Source organism: Tenacibaculum litoreum (assembly GCF_964513915.1).
Taxonomy (GTDB): domain Bacteria; phylum Bacteroidota; class Bacteroidia; order Flavobacteriales; family Flavobacteriaceae; genus Polaribacter; species Polaribacter litoreum.
The window spans coordinates 322,449-336,564 of sequence record NZ_CAZEQS010000003.1; the positions used below are offsets into that span (position 1 = coordinate 322,449).

General features: G+C 31.2%; 15 protein-coding genes. 10 read left to right on the forward strand and 5 right to left on the reverse strand.

Annotation, left to right across the window (positions count from 1 at the left end; genetic code table 11):
* The first annotated feature begins 54 nt into the window (after window positions 1-54).
* The 3 genes from nirK (at window position 55) to ACKTTR_RS07495 (ending at window position 3,025) form a co-directional block, all read left to right on the forward strand.
* Window positions 55-1,509, forward strand: coding sequence for a copper-containing nitrite reductase (nirK, locus tag ACKTTR_RS07485; protein WP_408027252.1), 1,455 nt, complete (start codon window positions 55-57; stop codon window positions 1,507-1,509).
* 29 nt (window positions 1,510-1,538) lie between these two features.
* On the forward strand, window positions 1,539-2,315 hold the full coding sequence (locus ACKTTR_RS07490; protein WP_408027253.1) for a formylglycine-generating enzyme family protein: 777 nt from the start codon (window positions 1,539-1,541) through the stop codon (window positions 2,313-2,315).
* Window positions 2,316-2,476: 161 nt separating this feature from the next.
* Window positions 2,477-3,025, forward strand: coding sequence for an SCO family protein (locus ACKTTR_RS07495; protein ID WP_408027991.1), 549 nt, complete (start codon window positions 2,477-2,479; stop codon window positions 3,023-3,025).
* Between the two features lie 56 nt (window positions 3,026-3,081).
* On the opposite strand, the gene ACKTTR_RS07500 is transcribed toward ACKTTR_RS07495, so the two are convergent.
* The 4 genes from ACKTTR_RS07500 to ACKTTR_RS07515 form a co-directional block, all read right to left on the reverse strand.
* Window positions 3,082-3,615 (reverse strand): DUF1572 family protein, encoded by a 534-nt coding sequence (locus ACKTTR_RS07500; RefSeq protein WP_408027254.1) that lies wholly within the window; start codon window positions 3,613-3,615, stop codon window positions 3,082-3,084.
* 33 nt (window positions 3,616-3,648) lie between these two features.
* On the reverse strand, window positions 3,649-4,920 hold the full coding sequence (locus ACKTTR_RS07505) for an adenylosuccinate synthase (protein WP_408027255.1): 1,272 nt from the start codon (window positions 4,918-4,920) through the stop codon (window positions 3,649-3,651).
* 23 nt (window positions 4,921-4,943) lie between these two features.
* Window positions 4,944-5,393, reverse strand: coding sequence for a Fur family transcriptional regulator (locus ACKTTR_RS07510; RefSeq protein WP_125067666.1), 450 nt, complete (start codon window positions 5,391-5,393; stop codon window positions 4,944-4,946).
* 74 nt (window positions 5,394-5,467) lie between these two features.
* Complete coding sequence (locus tag ACKTTR_RS07515; RefSeq protein WP_408027256.1) at window positions 5,468-7,684, reverse strand: RelA/SpoT family protein; 2,217 nt, start codon at window positions 7,682-7,684, stop codon at window positions 5,468-5,470.
* 154 nt (window positions 7,685-7,838) lie between these two features.
* Between ACKTTR_RS07515 and ACKTTR_RS07520 the strand changes: the two genes are divergently transcribed.
* The 4 genes from ACKTTR_RS07520 (at window position 7,839) to ACKTTR_RS07535 (ending at window position 11,944) form a co-directional block, all read left to right on the forward strand.
* Complete coding sequence (locus ACKTTR_RS07520; protein ID WP_408027257.1) at window positions 7,839-9,209, forward strand: TPM domain-containing protein; 1,371 nt, start codon at window positions 7,839-7,841, stop codon at window positions 9,207-9,209.
* Window positions 9,210-9,483: 274 nt separating this feature from the next.
* A complete protein-coding gene (locus tag ACKTTR_RS07525; protein WP_408027258.1) occupies window positions 9,484-10,044 on the forward strand; it encodes an RNA polymerase sigma factor in 561 nt (186 codons plus the stop codon).
* On the forward strand, window positions 10,031-10,807 hold the full coding sequence (locus ACKTTR_RS07530; RefSeq protein ID WP_408027259.1) for a hypothetical protein: 777 nt from the start codon (window positions 10,031-10,033) through the stop codon (window positions 10,805-10,807). Before ACKTTR_RS07525 ends, ACKTTR_RS07530 begins: the two co-directional genes overlap by 14 nt.
* A 66-nt stretch (window positions 10,808-10,873) precedes the next feature.
* Window positions 10,874-11,944 carry a hypothetical protein gene (locus ACKTTR_RS07535; protein ID WP_408027260.1) on the forward strand — a complete coding sequence of 357 codons (1,071 nt, stop codon included), beginning with the start codon at window positions 10,874-10,876 and terminating at the stop codon, window positions 11,942-11,944.
* A 15-nt stretch (window positions 11,945-11,959) separates the two neighbouring features.
* On the opposite strand, the gene ACKTTR_RS07540 is transcribed toward ACKTTR_RS07535, so the two are convergent.
* Window positions 11,960-12,856, reverse strand: coding sequence for a sterol desaturase family protein (locus ACKTTR_RS07540; RefSeq protein WP_408027261.1), 897 nt, complete (start codon window positions 12,854-12,856; stop codon window positions 11,960-11,962).
* A 123-nt stretch (window positions 12,857-12,979) separates the two neighbouring features.
* On the opposite strand from ACKTTR_RS07540, the gene rpsF reads away from it, so the two are divergent.
* From rpsF to rplI, 3 genes are read left to right on the forward strand one after another with little or no spacing between them, the layout of a single operon-like run.
* The gene (rpsF, locus tag ACKTTR_RS07545; protein WP_099214475.1) at window positions 12,980-13,321 is read left to right on the forward strand and encodes a 30S ribosomal protein S6; all 342 of its coding nucleotides are present in this window, start codon (window positions 12,980-12,982) and stop codon (window positions 13,319-13,321) included.
* Between the two features lie 3 nt (window positions 13,322-13,324).
* Window positions 13,325-13,621 (forward strand): 30S ribosomal protein S18, encoded by a 297-nt coding sequence (gene rpsR, locus ACKTTR_RS07550; protein ID WP_028892048.1) that lies wholly within the window; start codon window positions 13,325-13,327, stop codon window positions 13,619-13,621.
* A 15-nt stretch (window positions 13,622-13,636) separates the two neighbouring features.
* Complete coding sequence (gene rplI, locus ACKTTR_RS07555; RefSeq protein WP_408027262.1) at window positions 13,637-14,083, forward strand: 50S ribosomal protein L9; 447 nt, start codon at window positions 13,637-13,639, stop codon at window positions 14,081-14,083.
* The last annotated feature ends 33 nt before the right edge of the window (window positions 14,084-14,116 follow it).

Consider the following 14,116-nt stretch of genomic DNA (forward strand, 5'->3'; position numbering starts at 1 on the left):
AAAGATAAAAAAGTCTTTTATGTAAGATTATTAATAACTACATCAATAGAAGAGATGAAACAAGTGAAAACAATTTCAATGGTTTTAGCAGCTATGCTTTTAATGGCAAGTTGCAAAAATGAAAAATCTGAAAGTATTGCAATGAAAAGTGCTTCAGATATAGCAGTTAAAGGAACGATAGAAGCAGAATTAACAGCTCCACCTCATGTTCCAGCACCTGTTGGTAATAGATCAGCTAAAAAGTTACTGGTAAATATGGAAATTCTTGAAAAAGAAGGAACTATGACAGATGGTGTAGAATATGTGTATTGGACGTTTGGCGGTTCTGTTCCAGGTAGCTTTATAAGAACTAGAGTAGGAGATGAAGTAGAATTTACCTTATCTAATCATCCAGATAATAGATTACCTCATAATATCGATTTGCATGCAGTAACAGGTCCAGGTGGGGGAGCAACTTCATCATTTGTAGCTCCTGGTCATGAAAAAACATTTTCATTCAAAACATTAAATCCTGGTTTATATGTGTATCACTGTGCTACTGCGCCTGTGGGAATGCATATTGCTAACGGAATGTATGGACTAATTTTAGTAGAGCCTGAAGGAGGTTTACCAAAAGTAGATAAGGAATACTACATTATGCAAGGAGACTTCTATACAAAAGGGGAAAATGGAGAACCTGGTTTACAACCTTTTGATATGAGAAAAGCAGTAGACGAAGATGCAGATTATGTAGTGTTTAATGGAAGTGTAGGAGCTTTAACAGGAGATAATGCAATTACTGCTAATGTTGGCGAAACAGTACGTTTATTTGTAGGTAATGGAGGTCCTAACTTAACATCATCTTTCCATGTTATTGGTGAAATTTTTGACAATGTTCATGTTGAAGGTGGTTCTATGATTAACAAAGATGTACAAACAACTTCTATTCCGGCAGGAGGAGCTGCAATAGTTGACTTTAAGGTAGATGTTCCAGGTACTTTTATTTTAGTAGATCACGCTATTTTTAGAGCTTTTAACAAAGGTGCATTAGGAATGTTAAAGGTAAAAGGAGAAGAAAGCAAAAAGATTTATTCAGGAGTAAAACAAGAAGGTATTTACCACCCAGAAGGAGGTACTATTCAAGAAATGCCAAATGGCAAAGAAGATAAAGCTGTAGCTTCTAACCAAGAAAAATCATTAGCGCAAAAAATAGCAGATGGTAAACAGATTTATACGAAGACGTGTTTCGCTTGTCACCAAGCGAATGGTGAAGGAATTCCAAATGCATTTCCTCCTTTAGCAAAATCAGATTATTTAAATGCTGATGTAAAGAGAGCTATAGATATTATTTTACATGGTAAAACAGGAGAAATTACAGTAAACGGTCAAAAATATAATAGTGTAATGACCAAACAAGCGTTGAACGATCAAGAAGTAGCAGATGTACTAACTTATGTTTATAATTCTTGGGGTAATAATAAAACCAACGTTAGTGTAAATACTGTAATGGAAGTAAAAAGCGCTCACTAAAATTGTAGTTAAACTCTAAATTATAAGAAATGAAAACTATTTTAAGATTGACAATTTGTATATTTTTCTTAGGCATTTCCAATATGAATTGTCAATCTAAAATGGTTCCTATTAAAGGTGGTAGTTATATTCCTTTGTATGGAAGAGACTCAGCAAGAGTAACGATTCAAGATTTTTTAATGGATGTGTATCCTGTAACTAATGAAGATTTTTTACAGTTTGTAAAAGAAAACCCGAAGTGGAGAAGATCTAAAGTAATTAAACTTTTTGCAGATAAAAGTTACCTTATCAATTGGAAAAATGATGTTGAATTAGGAGATAAAGTTAACTTAAAATCACCAGTAACCAATGTTTCGTGGTTTGCAGCAAAATGTTACTGTGAAAAGCAAGGAAAACGATTACCAACAGTAGATGAATGGGAATATGTGGGAATGGCAAATAAGAAGTTATCAGACGCAAGAACTTTAAAAACGTATAATGAATACATTTTAGGATGGTATGAAAAACCTAGAACTTTTAATAATGTTATAGGTTCAACATTTAAAAACTATTGGGGAGTGTATGATATGCACGGATTAGTTTGGGAATGGACATCTGATTTTAATTCAGTATTAGTGTCAGGAGAATCTAGAAAAGACGTTGATAATGATAGTAATTTGTTTTGTGGTAGTGCAGCAGTAGGATCAACAGATTTAATGAATTATGCAGCTTTTATGCGTTATGCTACCCGTGGAAGTTTAAAAGCTAAATACACAATGCGAAACTTAGGTTTTAGATGTGTAAAAGATAAAAATACAGCACAATGAAAGTAGTAAAATATATAATGATATTTCTTTTTTCAATTACGTTATTAAGTTCTTGTAAAGAAGAGAAAAACAATACGAATTTAGTAACTGTATATGAATGTCCTATGCTTTGTGAGGGAGATAAAATGTATGTAGAAGGAGGGAGTTGCCCTGTTTGTAAAATGGATTTAGCACAAAAGAATCAAAATGAGGCTAAAGAACTGGCTACTGATATTTCTGAAAGTTCTATATTCAATTTAACATCAGAATGGAAAACCGAAGAGAATAAAACTATTCATTTAGAAGACTTAAGAGGGAAAACTTTGGTAATGGTAATGATTTATACTACGTGTAAGGCTGCTTGTCCCAGATTGGTTGCTGATATGCGTAATATTGAAGCTAAAATACCTAAAGAATATAATGAAGACTTACAATATGTTTTAATTAGTATAGACCCTAAAAACGATACCCCAGAACGATTAAAAGCTTTTGCGAAAGAAAACTTTATGGATGATGAGCATTGGACTTTTTTACAAGGTACAGAAGAATCTGTTAGAGAGTTTGCGAATGTACTAGCTGTGAAATACAAACAAATTTCTCCATTAGATTTTTCACACTCAAATATTATAAGTGTATTTAACCCAGAGGGGGAGTTAGTGCACCAACAAGAAGGTTTAGGTGTAGATAATAAAGAAACCGTTGCAAGTATTTTGGAAACAGTAAAAAATTAGCTGCCATATGTTTCCTATTAAAAACGTCTTTTAGTAGTTTCTAAAAGACGTTTTTTTTATGAGTTGTTTTTTTCAAATTGAGCCTGTATAAACTCTTTAGATTTTCCTTTTGCTATAGAAGCTGTTTGCCATTTATCGTTTAAAATCATCTTACCTACATAAGCTATTTGACCAATATGATAAGGAAAATGAGCTATTTGTCTTGTAATACTTTCAATTAACTTAACTTGTTTATTTCTTATAAGAATAGGTTGGTTGAAGTTTTCTTCATTTAATGAATCTAAAGCAGAAAAAAGACAGTTCCAACCTTTCTCCCATTGAGCAATCAATTCTTTTTTTGATAAATCATGAGTTTCAAACTCAGCATCTCTATTTCTCCATTCTTTTTCTCCGTCAGAAGTAAAAAAGTCCGTCCAACGCGACAGCATATTCTCTGATACATGAACAATAATAGCAGCTATACTATTGCTTTCTTCATTGTATTTCCAGTGTAAGTCTTTTTCTTCTAATTGAGCAATCGTTTTATCAGCTACCTCTTTATACGACTTAAACTGGGTAGTGATATTCTCTAAGTATTCTTTTACCATCATAAAAAAGGAGCTCAATTGAGCTCCTCTAAATTTTTATCTATTAATTGTTTGTTTTCTATCAGGTCCTACTGAAACTATTTTTACAGGTACACCAGTTTCTTTTTCAATAAAAGCGATGTAGTCTAATAAGTTTTTAGGTAAATCATCAGCAGAAGTCATTTTTGTTAAATCATCTTCCCAACCTTTGAATTCAGTATAGTTTACACTTACGTTTTCTGGCTCAATATTATAAGGTAAGTGAGAAATTTCTTCTCCTTTATAATTGTAAGAAGTACAAACTTTTAAAGTATCAAAACCAGATAAAACATCACCTTTCATCATCATTAATTGCGTAACACCGTTTACATCAACAGCATATTTTAAAGCAACTAAATCTAACCATCCACAACGACGAGCACGTCCAGTTGTAGCTCCAAACTCATGACCAACTTTTGCCATAGTAGCTCCGTCTTCGTCAAATAATTCAGTAGGAAAAGGTCCAGAACCTACACGAGTAGTGTATGCTTTAAAAATACCGAAAACTTCACCTATTCTATTAGGAGCAACTCCTAAACCAGTACATGCACCAGCAGCGGTCGTATTTGAAGAAGTCACGAAAGGGTACGTTCCAAAATCGATATCTAATAATGATCCTTGAGCACCTTCAGCTAAAATAGTTTTACCTTCTTTAATAGCGTTGTTTAAAAACTCTTCAGAGTCAATAAATTGTAATGTTTTTAGCTTTTCAATTCCTCTAGAAAACTCAGCTTCTAACTCGTCTAAATCATAATCGATTTGAACATTAAAGTATGCTAACATACTTAAATGCTTTTCAGTCAAAGCTCTATATTTTTCTTTCCAGTTATCTAATTCTAAATCACCAACACGCATTCCGTTTCTACCAGTTTTGTCCATATAAGTAGGTCCAATTCCTTTTAAAGTAGAACCGATTTTTGCTTTTCCTTTTGAAGTTTCAGAAGCTGCATCTAATAATCGGTGTGTAGGTAAAATTAAGTGTGCTTTACGAGAAATTAATAATTTAGAAGTATAATCAATATTATGCTTATCTAAGTTTTCTAATTCTTTTTTAAAGATAACAGGGTCAATAACCACTCCGTTACCTACTACGTTTAAAGCTGTTTTATGAAAAATTCCTGAAGGAATGGTATGTAATACATGTTTGTTTCCGTCAAAAATTAGTGTGTGACCAGCATTTGGACCTCCTTGAAAACGCGCGATTATATCGTAGTTTTTTGTTAAAACGTCTACAATCTTACCTTTTCCTTCGTCTCCCCATTGTAGTCCGAGTAATAAATCTACTGCCATTTAGTGTGTTGTTAAGTGTGTTTTTATTTGTTGTTTCTTTTTGTTCCGTAGAAATAAAGTGAATGGTTGTGAATGTCTATATCAAAAACATCTTCAATTGTTTTTTTGATAATTTGAATTCTTGGATCGCAAAACTCTTTTACTTCGCCACTATCAGTAAGTATTACATGGTCGTGATTTTTGTCGAAGTAACTTTTTTCGTAACGCGCCATTGATTGACCTTCAAACTGGTGTTTACGAACCAAACCACAGTCTAACAATAAATCCATCGTATTATAAAGAGTAGCTCTACTAACACGATAGTTTTTGTTTTTCATCTTAATGTATAAAGATTCAATATCAAAATGCTCATCAGCATCATAAATCTCTTGTAAAATAGCGTAACGTTCTGGTGTTTTACGATGCTTGTTCTCTTCTAAAAAAGAAGTGAATACTTTTTTTACAATTTCTTGATTTTCGGCTGAATTACTCATTTATTTTTAAATTTTACGAAAGGACAAATTTACGTTTATTTCTTGATAAAATACAAGGATGTTAAAAACGAAATTTACAAAGTATTAACACGTTCAACTTTTTGAACGCCTTCTACTTGTTTCATGTTATTAATTAATTTATTGAGCTGTGTCTTATTTTTTACACTTAACGATAGTTTTCCTTCAAATACACCGTTATCTCCAGATATATTGATACTATGTATAAACACATCCATACTATTGGAAATTATCTTAGTAATATTATTTACTATTCCTTTATTATCAATTCCTGAAAGGTGTAGAATGGCTGTAAACTCTTGCTTTGTAGAATCAATCCATTTTGCAGGCATAATCCTATAAGCATAGTTTGATTGTAAAGAAATAGCATTCGGACAATCGTTTTTATGTACCTTAATACCTTCATTAATAGTTACAAAACCAAAAACTTTATCACCTGGAATAGGAGAACAACACTTAGCTAGGGTATAGTCTAACGTTTGTTCTTCTTTACCAAAAACTAAAGCATCGTATTGGTTAGTAACTTCTTCTTTTTCAGATATTTCTTTTGAAGGAGAACGCCTAAATGTGCTTTTGATAAAGCCCATGAAACGATTACTTCTCTGAGCAACAAAGTCTTTAAGTTGAGTGTTATCTATGGCTCCATTACCAATTCGATAGAATAAATCGAAGCTAGTTTTTAGTCCAAAATAACTTGCTAATTCGTGAATAACCTTTTCACTAGAATTGATTTTTAAATGACGTAGTTTTCGTTGTAAAATAGCTTTTCCTTCTTCTGCTATTTTCTTTTCTTCTGCCTTTAAAGCTGATTTAATTTTAGCTCGTGCTCTTGCAGTAATAACAAAATCTAACCAACGCACATTGGGTTTATTATTAGAAGCGGTAAGTACTTCTACCTGATCTCCACTTTTTAATTCGTGACTTAACGGAACTAATTTTCCATTTACTTTAGCACCACGACATTTTAATCCAACATCAGTATGTACAGAAAAGGCAAAATCTAATGCTGAAGCTCCTTTAGGAAGTGATTTTAAATCTCCTTTAGGAGTAAATACATAAATCTCTTTAGCATAAAGGTTCAGTTTAAAATCTTCAACAAAATCTACAGCATCTAAGCTTTGGTTTTCTAAACTTTCTTTTAAACGATTTAACCATCCTTCTAAACCATTTTCTTTAACAGACCCTTGTTTATATTTAAAGTGAGCTGCATAACCTTTTTCGGCTATTTCATCCATTCTTTCAGAACGGATTTGAACTTCTACCCATTTAGCTTGAGGGCCAATTACAGTTATATGCAATGCTTCGTATCCAGTTGATTTTGGCTGAGAAATCCAATCTCTTAATCTAGCAGGGTTAGGCTTGAAAAAATCAGTAACAATAGAGTAAATTTTCCAAGCATCAAACTTTTCATCGTCAGAAGTAGGATTATATATAATACGAATAGCAAATTTGTCGTACACTTCATCAAAAGTTACGTTTTGTTTGCGCATTTTTCTACGGATAGAAAAAATAGATTTAAAACGTCCTTTTATTTCATAAGCAAACCCTTCTTTGTTTAATGCTTCTTTTAAAACACTAGTAAAGCTATCAATATATTTTTGTTGATCTTCTTTGCTTTCTTTTATCTTATTCGCAATATCTCTATATACATCAGGTTCTGTGTATTTTAAACCAAGGTCTTCAAGTTCAGTTTTTATATTGTAAAGTCCTAAACGATGTGCAAGAGGAGCATAAATATACAAGGTTTCAGATGCTATTTTTACCTGCTTATGAGGAGGCATAGAATCCATGGTTTGCATATTGTGTAATCTATCAGCAATTTTAATAAGTATTACTCTAACATCATCATGTAGTGTGAGTAACATCTTTCTAAAATTCTCTGCTTGGATAGAATAGTCTTGTTCTTGTTTTAGGTTAGATATTTTAGTCAACCCACTTACAATACGAGCAATATTTTCCCCAAATAAGCGCTCCATATCATCCAAAGTATAGTGTGTATCTTCAACAACATCGTGTAATAGAGCAGCAGCAATAGATGTTGCACCTAAACCAATTTCATCTGCAACTATTTTTGCTACAGCTATAGGATGATAAATATAAGGTTCTCCTGATTTTCTACGTTGTTCAGAATGTGCTTCTACAGCAATATCAAAAGCTTTACGTATCAGTTTTTTATCATCTTCTGATAATGTTTGATATGTACCCTTTAATAAGTTTTTATATCTATTGGCTATCTCTTTGTTTTCTTCTTCTATCGTTACATTATAATTCATATAATAAAAAACTCTTTTGCTTATTTAGGTTTATAATAAAAGTAGTACAAAGAATTATATTGGGCAAGTTTTGTAAAGAAATGTTTAACGTAAACTTATTACTTTTACCTGCAATAAAAAAATACAGTGAACTAGAAAAATATTGAAAATAAAAATGATGAAAAAGTATGTATTAAATTGCCTGTTGTTATTTGTTGTTTTTCAAACGTATAGCTTTCAGGAGGTTGATAAAGGAGAGGTTGTTGTAACAACATCGCAACAAGAAGAAACAAAAAAAGAAGAGAAAACTCAATTAAGCTACCCAGATAGTTTTATTCCTCCAAAATATATTCAAAAAGAGGTTTATTTGGTTAAAGAAGTACCAAATCCTAAAAAGAATGGAGCTAATGGATTTATATCAGACCCTAATAACTATATAAATGATATTGAAGAACAGCAATTAAACCTAAAGATTTGGGAGATTGAACAAAATACAACAGCCCAAGTAGTTATTGTTATTCTTAAAAGTATAGGAAAAGAAGTGCCTAAAAATTTTGTGGTTAAATTATTTGAAGAATGGGGGATAGGTGATAAAGAAACTGATAATGGATTACTTATTTTAACAGTAATAGATCAAAGAAGAACAGAATTTGAAGTAGGGTATGGGTTAGAACCTATTTTAACTGATATTGTTTGCCACAGGATTGGAACAGATGAAATTGTACCATATTTTAAAGAAGGAGAGTTTGGTAAAGGATTATTATCTGCTGTTTCTAGGGTTGAAGAAATAATTAATAAACCTGATGTTATTGATGAAATTTATGCTCAGAACATTAATTATTATGAAGAAACAAAAACAAGTAAAGGCCCTTTTCTTATTTACTTAACTTTTTATGCTGTCTTTAGTTTATTTATAGGAGGTTGGTTTAGTATAAAAGCAAAATCAATAGATAGATCTAAAGAAGACCTCTATGATAAATACCAAGACATGAATAAGCTAGGTTTAGGTTGTTTGCTTTTCTTATTTCCATTACCACTTTATTTTATTAATAGATACGTGAAATCTAAACTTAAATTATATAGGTTTTCTCCTCGTTTTAGCAAAAAGAACGGGAAGCAACTTTATTTAAAGGATGAATGGAATGAAAACAGTTTTTTAGAGAAAGCACAAATTCTTGAAGAAAAAATTCAATCAAAAGAATATGATGTTTGGGTAACAGAAGATGAAAGTGATGTTTTAATTTTAGAATATGAAGGTTCTAGTAGGAAGTATACAAACTGTAAACAATGTGGATACAAAACCTACGGAAGAATAAGTACGAAAATTATACGTAAAGCAACTTACGATTCTAGTGGTGAAAAACAAGAAGATTACTTGTGTAAAAATTGTAATTACCAAAAAAGTAAAACAATAATAATTCCAAGGCTAGAAAGAAGTAGTTCTTCCAGTAGTTCAAGAGGATCTTCATGGTCTTCCTCATCGTCATCTTCTTCAAGTTTTGGAGGAGGTAGTTCTGGTGGAGGCGGAGCAGGAGTGAGCTGGTAAAAATATTCACCCATGTTTAGGTTATAAATAAATTCAATAAGGTTAAAAACATCTAGGCTTTTTCCTGTAAATATATTTGTTGATATAGTATAACTTTGCATCATAATTCAGAGGAGACACAAAAAGAGCTAGTCCCCCCTGAAATATCATTTAATTATGGTATTTGAACCTCCGGTCTTACAACAAGTTCGGAGGTTTTTTTATTCTTCAGACAACCTTTTTTCAAATTATGTAGTCTTTATATTTGTAAGGCTATAAAAACGTAACTATTGATTTGAAAATTATTTCATTACATAACAAAGAAGCTTCGCTTGTAAAACAAGCAAAAAAACAAAGTAGAGAAGCTCAGCAACAAATATTTGAGCTGTATTCTCCAAAAATGTTAGGAGTTTGTAGGCAGTATGTTAAAGATTTACATCACGCAGAAGATTTAATGTTGCAAGGTTTTTTTAAAGTTTTTACCAACATTGAAAAATTTAAAGGAGAAGGAAGTTTTGAAGGTTGGATTCGTAGAATTATGGTAAATACTTGTATTAGCTATTTGCGGAAAAAGAATCCAGTTCAAGTATCAGATGAAGATTTTGTTTTTAATAATGAAGCAACTGAAAACCTTGAAAACACATCAGTAGAAGATATACAAAAGTTAATAGATGAATTACCCGAAGGGTATAAGTTAGTTTTTAACTTATATGCCATTGAAGGATATAAGCATTCAGAAATAGCAGAAAAATTACAAATTTCTGAAAGTACCTCTAAGTCACAATTATTTAAAGCTCGTAAATGCTTAAAAGCTAGTTACGAGAAAATTAATCAAGTAAGAAATGTCAAGCAATAATATTGATAAACATATAGCAGAAAAACTAAAAAATAGAGAGCTTAAACCATCCAACTCAGCATGGGAAAGGTTAGAGACTCGTTTAGATAGTCAAGAAGCTATAAAGAAAAGAAATTGGTTTTTATATGTAGGTTATGCAGCTGGTTTAGCTTTATTAATAAGTTTTGGAGTAATCTATTTTATTGATTCAGATTCAAAAACGCCAATAAAAGAAGTTATAGTTAATACTTCAATAGATACACTAAAAATTAATAATAAAGGTATAGAAGAATTTATTAAGAATACAGATGAAGCTGTGGTAGAGTTAGAAGAAAATAAGCAAAAGAAACAGTCACAAAACAAAAAGAAAACAATTAGAGAAACAAAGAAACCCATATTAAAAGAAGAAATAGCTTTTAAAAATATTCAGAATGAAATACTATCAAAAGAAGAGGTAGTAGCAGAATTGAATAAACCAGTAATACAAGAAAAGAAAAACTCAATTTCAAGAATAAAAGTAAATAGTGATGATTTATTGTTTTCAGTAACACATACTCCGAGTGAAGTTAAAGAATATTACGCAAAGCATAAGTTAAAAAGAGAAGATGTGCTAAAAACTATTGAAGACGAGCTAAAAAAGTCAAACTTAAAAATAGATCCTAATACCATTTTAGCAGAAGTTGAAAGAACGATTGATGATGAGGAGTTTAAAGGAGACTTTATGCAAAAACTAAAATCAAAAATATCAGATATTGCTGTAGCAATTGTAGATAGAAATAAATAAAGCGCTTATTAATTATCGATAATTAACCATTCCAAAGTATTATCAGTTTAATTTAAAATTACAAAAATGAAAAGAATACTATTATTAGTGTTGTTTGTAACGACTATTGCCCAATCTCAAGAAAAAGTATTTGAAAAAGAAGTAAAGAAAATATCAATAAGTATTGATAGCATTACCAAGCAGCAAAAAGACTCTTTAAAAATAAAAGTAAAAGAGATTAATGCGAAATTAGAAAAGAATAAAATATCGTTTGATGAAGCAACAGCATTAAAAAAAGAAGCAGCAGCCTACCATGCTGCTCAAATAGAGAAAAAAGTTAGTTTTCAAGAACAAAAATTACAACAATTAGTACAAGACAAAATTGACGGTAAAATATTTAGCAATGAAGAAGAATCACGAGAGCAAACTTTTGAAATAGCAAAATTTAAGTTCAGACTAAACTTTTCTGACGATGAAGAAGATGAAGTTGAAAGAGAAAAGAAAAGAAGAAGAAAGAGAACCACAACACAGTTTGTTTTTGCTCTAGGTGCAAATAACACATTAACAAATAATGAACTAGGTTCTTTAAATAATTCAGATTACAAATTTTGGCAATCACATTTTTATGAGTTAGGTTTTACATGGAAAACACGTTTATCAAAACAACCATCTAAAACATATTTTAAATACGGTTTCTCTTTTCTGTGGAATAATTTAAGAGCCAAAAACAATCAATATCACGTTGTAAACGGGAATGAAACAAACTTGAGTATTCATCCAGAACAACTTTCAGAAAGTAGGTTACGACATGTACAAATGACATTTCCAATGCATTTAGAATTCGATTTTTCAAAAAACAAGAAGTATTCTGATGGAGAAATTGTAGATAGAACACATCAAAGTTTTCAGGTTGGACTAGGTGGCTTCTTTGGTTTCAAACTAGGAACTCGTCAATACTTAGAGTATAAAAATGCACAAGGAGTTACTGTTGAAGAAGTTCAGAAGAATAACTTTAACATGAATAAATTTAACTACGGGTTAAGTGCTTATGTTGCTTATCAAGGCATTGGATTATATGCTAAATATGATTTAAATCCATTATTCAAAAATACTGACACTAGGAACATCTCATTAGGTCTTCGATTTGATATTAATTAATAAAAAAGGAGAAGTTTAAACTTCTCCTTTTTTATTTTCTTCCCATTCTTTACGTAAATCCATTGAAAGCTTTCCAGTGCCATCATGTTTCCAACCAGGAGGTTTAAAAAGATATAGAAACCTTTTACCTAGCGTGGTTTTACTAGTAAAAATATCGTTAAACATAGTATACCATTCAATAAAAGCTACTTTAATAGGGTTGTAAGTGTTTATATTCTTAACCAAACCATATACTGGTTTTTCAACTTCAGGTTCAAAAGTGCCAAAAAATTTATCCCAAATAATAAAAATCCCAGCATGGTTTCTATCTAAATATTGAGGATTAGTAGCATGATGAACTCTATGATGACTTGGAGTGTTAAAAACTGCCTCAAACCATTTAGGCATTTTATCAATAAGTTCGGTATGAATCCAATATTGATATAATAAACTAACACTCATTTGAGTTACGATCATTAATGGATGAAAGCCTATAATGGCCAAAGGAGCCCAAAATATAAATGTATAAAAACTTCCAGACCAAGTTTGTCGTAGAGCAGTACTTAAATTGTATTTTGTAGAAGAATGATGCACCACATGGCTAGCCCAAAACAGTCTACTTTCGTGTGCAATTCTATGATTCCAGTAATAGGCAAAATCTTCAGCAAATAACAAAATAAACCAAGCCCACCAAGTAAACGGAATAGTAAAAAGACGGTATTGATATAAAAAGAAAAATACCCCGAAAACTAGTCCTTTGGTAAGTAGCCCTATAAAAACATTACCTAACCCCATAGTAATAGATGTCGCAGCATCTTTAAACTCATAATCCTCTAATTTTACTTTAACAGTTAATATTACCTCTATAATAACTGTTAAGACAAAAAAGGGAATAGCATAATGGACTAGATTAGGTATTTCAGGGATTTGCATAAAAAAGAGTGTTTAGTTACAAACTTACAGAAAATCATTAAATTATTTAAGCTATAGAGTTTGTTTATGGATTAAAAAGCAGTATATTTGCAGGCTTAAAAATAAATTTTAAATAATTTAATTATGAATCATTACGAAACTGTTTTCATTTTGAATCCCGTTTTATCTGAAACTCAGATAAAGGAAGCAGTAAAGAAGTTTGAGGACTATTTACTTTCTAAAGGTGCAGAAATGATTTCTAAAGAAGATTGGGGCTTAAAAAAGTTAGCTTATCCAATCGAAAAGAAAAAAAGTGGATTTTACCACTTATTTGAGTACAAAGTAGCAGGTGATGCAATTGCTCCGTTTGAATTAGAGTTTAGACGTGACGATAGCGTTATGCGTTATTTAACTGTAAAGTTAGATAAGCATGCTGCAGCTTGGGCTGAAAAGAGAAGAAACCGTGTTAAATCTGCAAAAAAGTAAGAAATGGCATCTATAGAACAACAAGCAAAAGGAAATAAGCAAGGGGAAGTACGTTACTTAACTCCGCTTGATATCGAAACTAAAAAAGAAGCTAAATACTGTCGTTTCAAGAAAAACGGTATTAAATACATCGATTACAAAGATGCAGACTTCTTAATGTATTTAGTAAACGAGCAAGGTAAAATTTTACCAAGACGTTTAACAGGAACATCATTAAAATATCAACGTAAAGTGGCACAAGCTATTAAAAGAGCTCGTCACTTAGCTTTAATGCCATACGTTGGAGATATGTTAAAATAATAAAGAAGTAGAAACATGGAATTGATATTAAAACAAGACGTAGAAAACTTAGGTTTTAAAGACGATGTTGTAACTGTTAAGAATGGTTACGGACGTAATTACCTAATACCTCAAGGATATGCAATTTTAGCTACTTCTTCAGCTAAAAAAGTATTAGCAGAAAACTTAAAGCAACGTGCTTTTAAAGAGGCTAAATTAATAGAAGATGCTAACAAAATAGCTGAAACTATTAAAGGATATGAAATCAAAATAGCTTCTAAAGTAGGTTCAGGAGATAAATTATTTGGATCAGTAAACAACATTGATGTTGCTACAGCTTTAGCTAAGGCTGGTACTGAAGTAGATAAGAAATTTATCAAAGTTACTGGAGGTAACGTAAAAAGATTAGGAAAATACAATGCTGCTGTACGTTTACACAGAGCTGTTGTAGCTGACATCGTATTTGAAGTAGTTGCTGAATAGTAACTAAATTGTTAAATACATGTTAATAAAGTA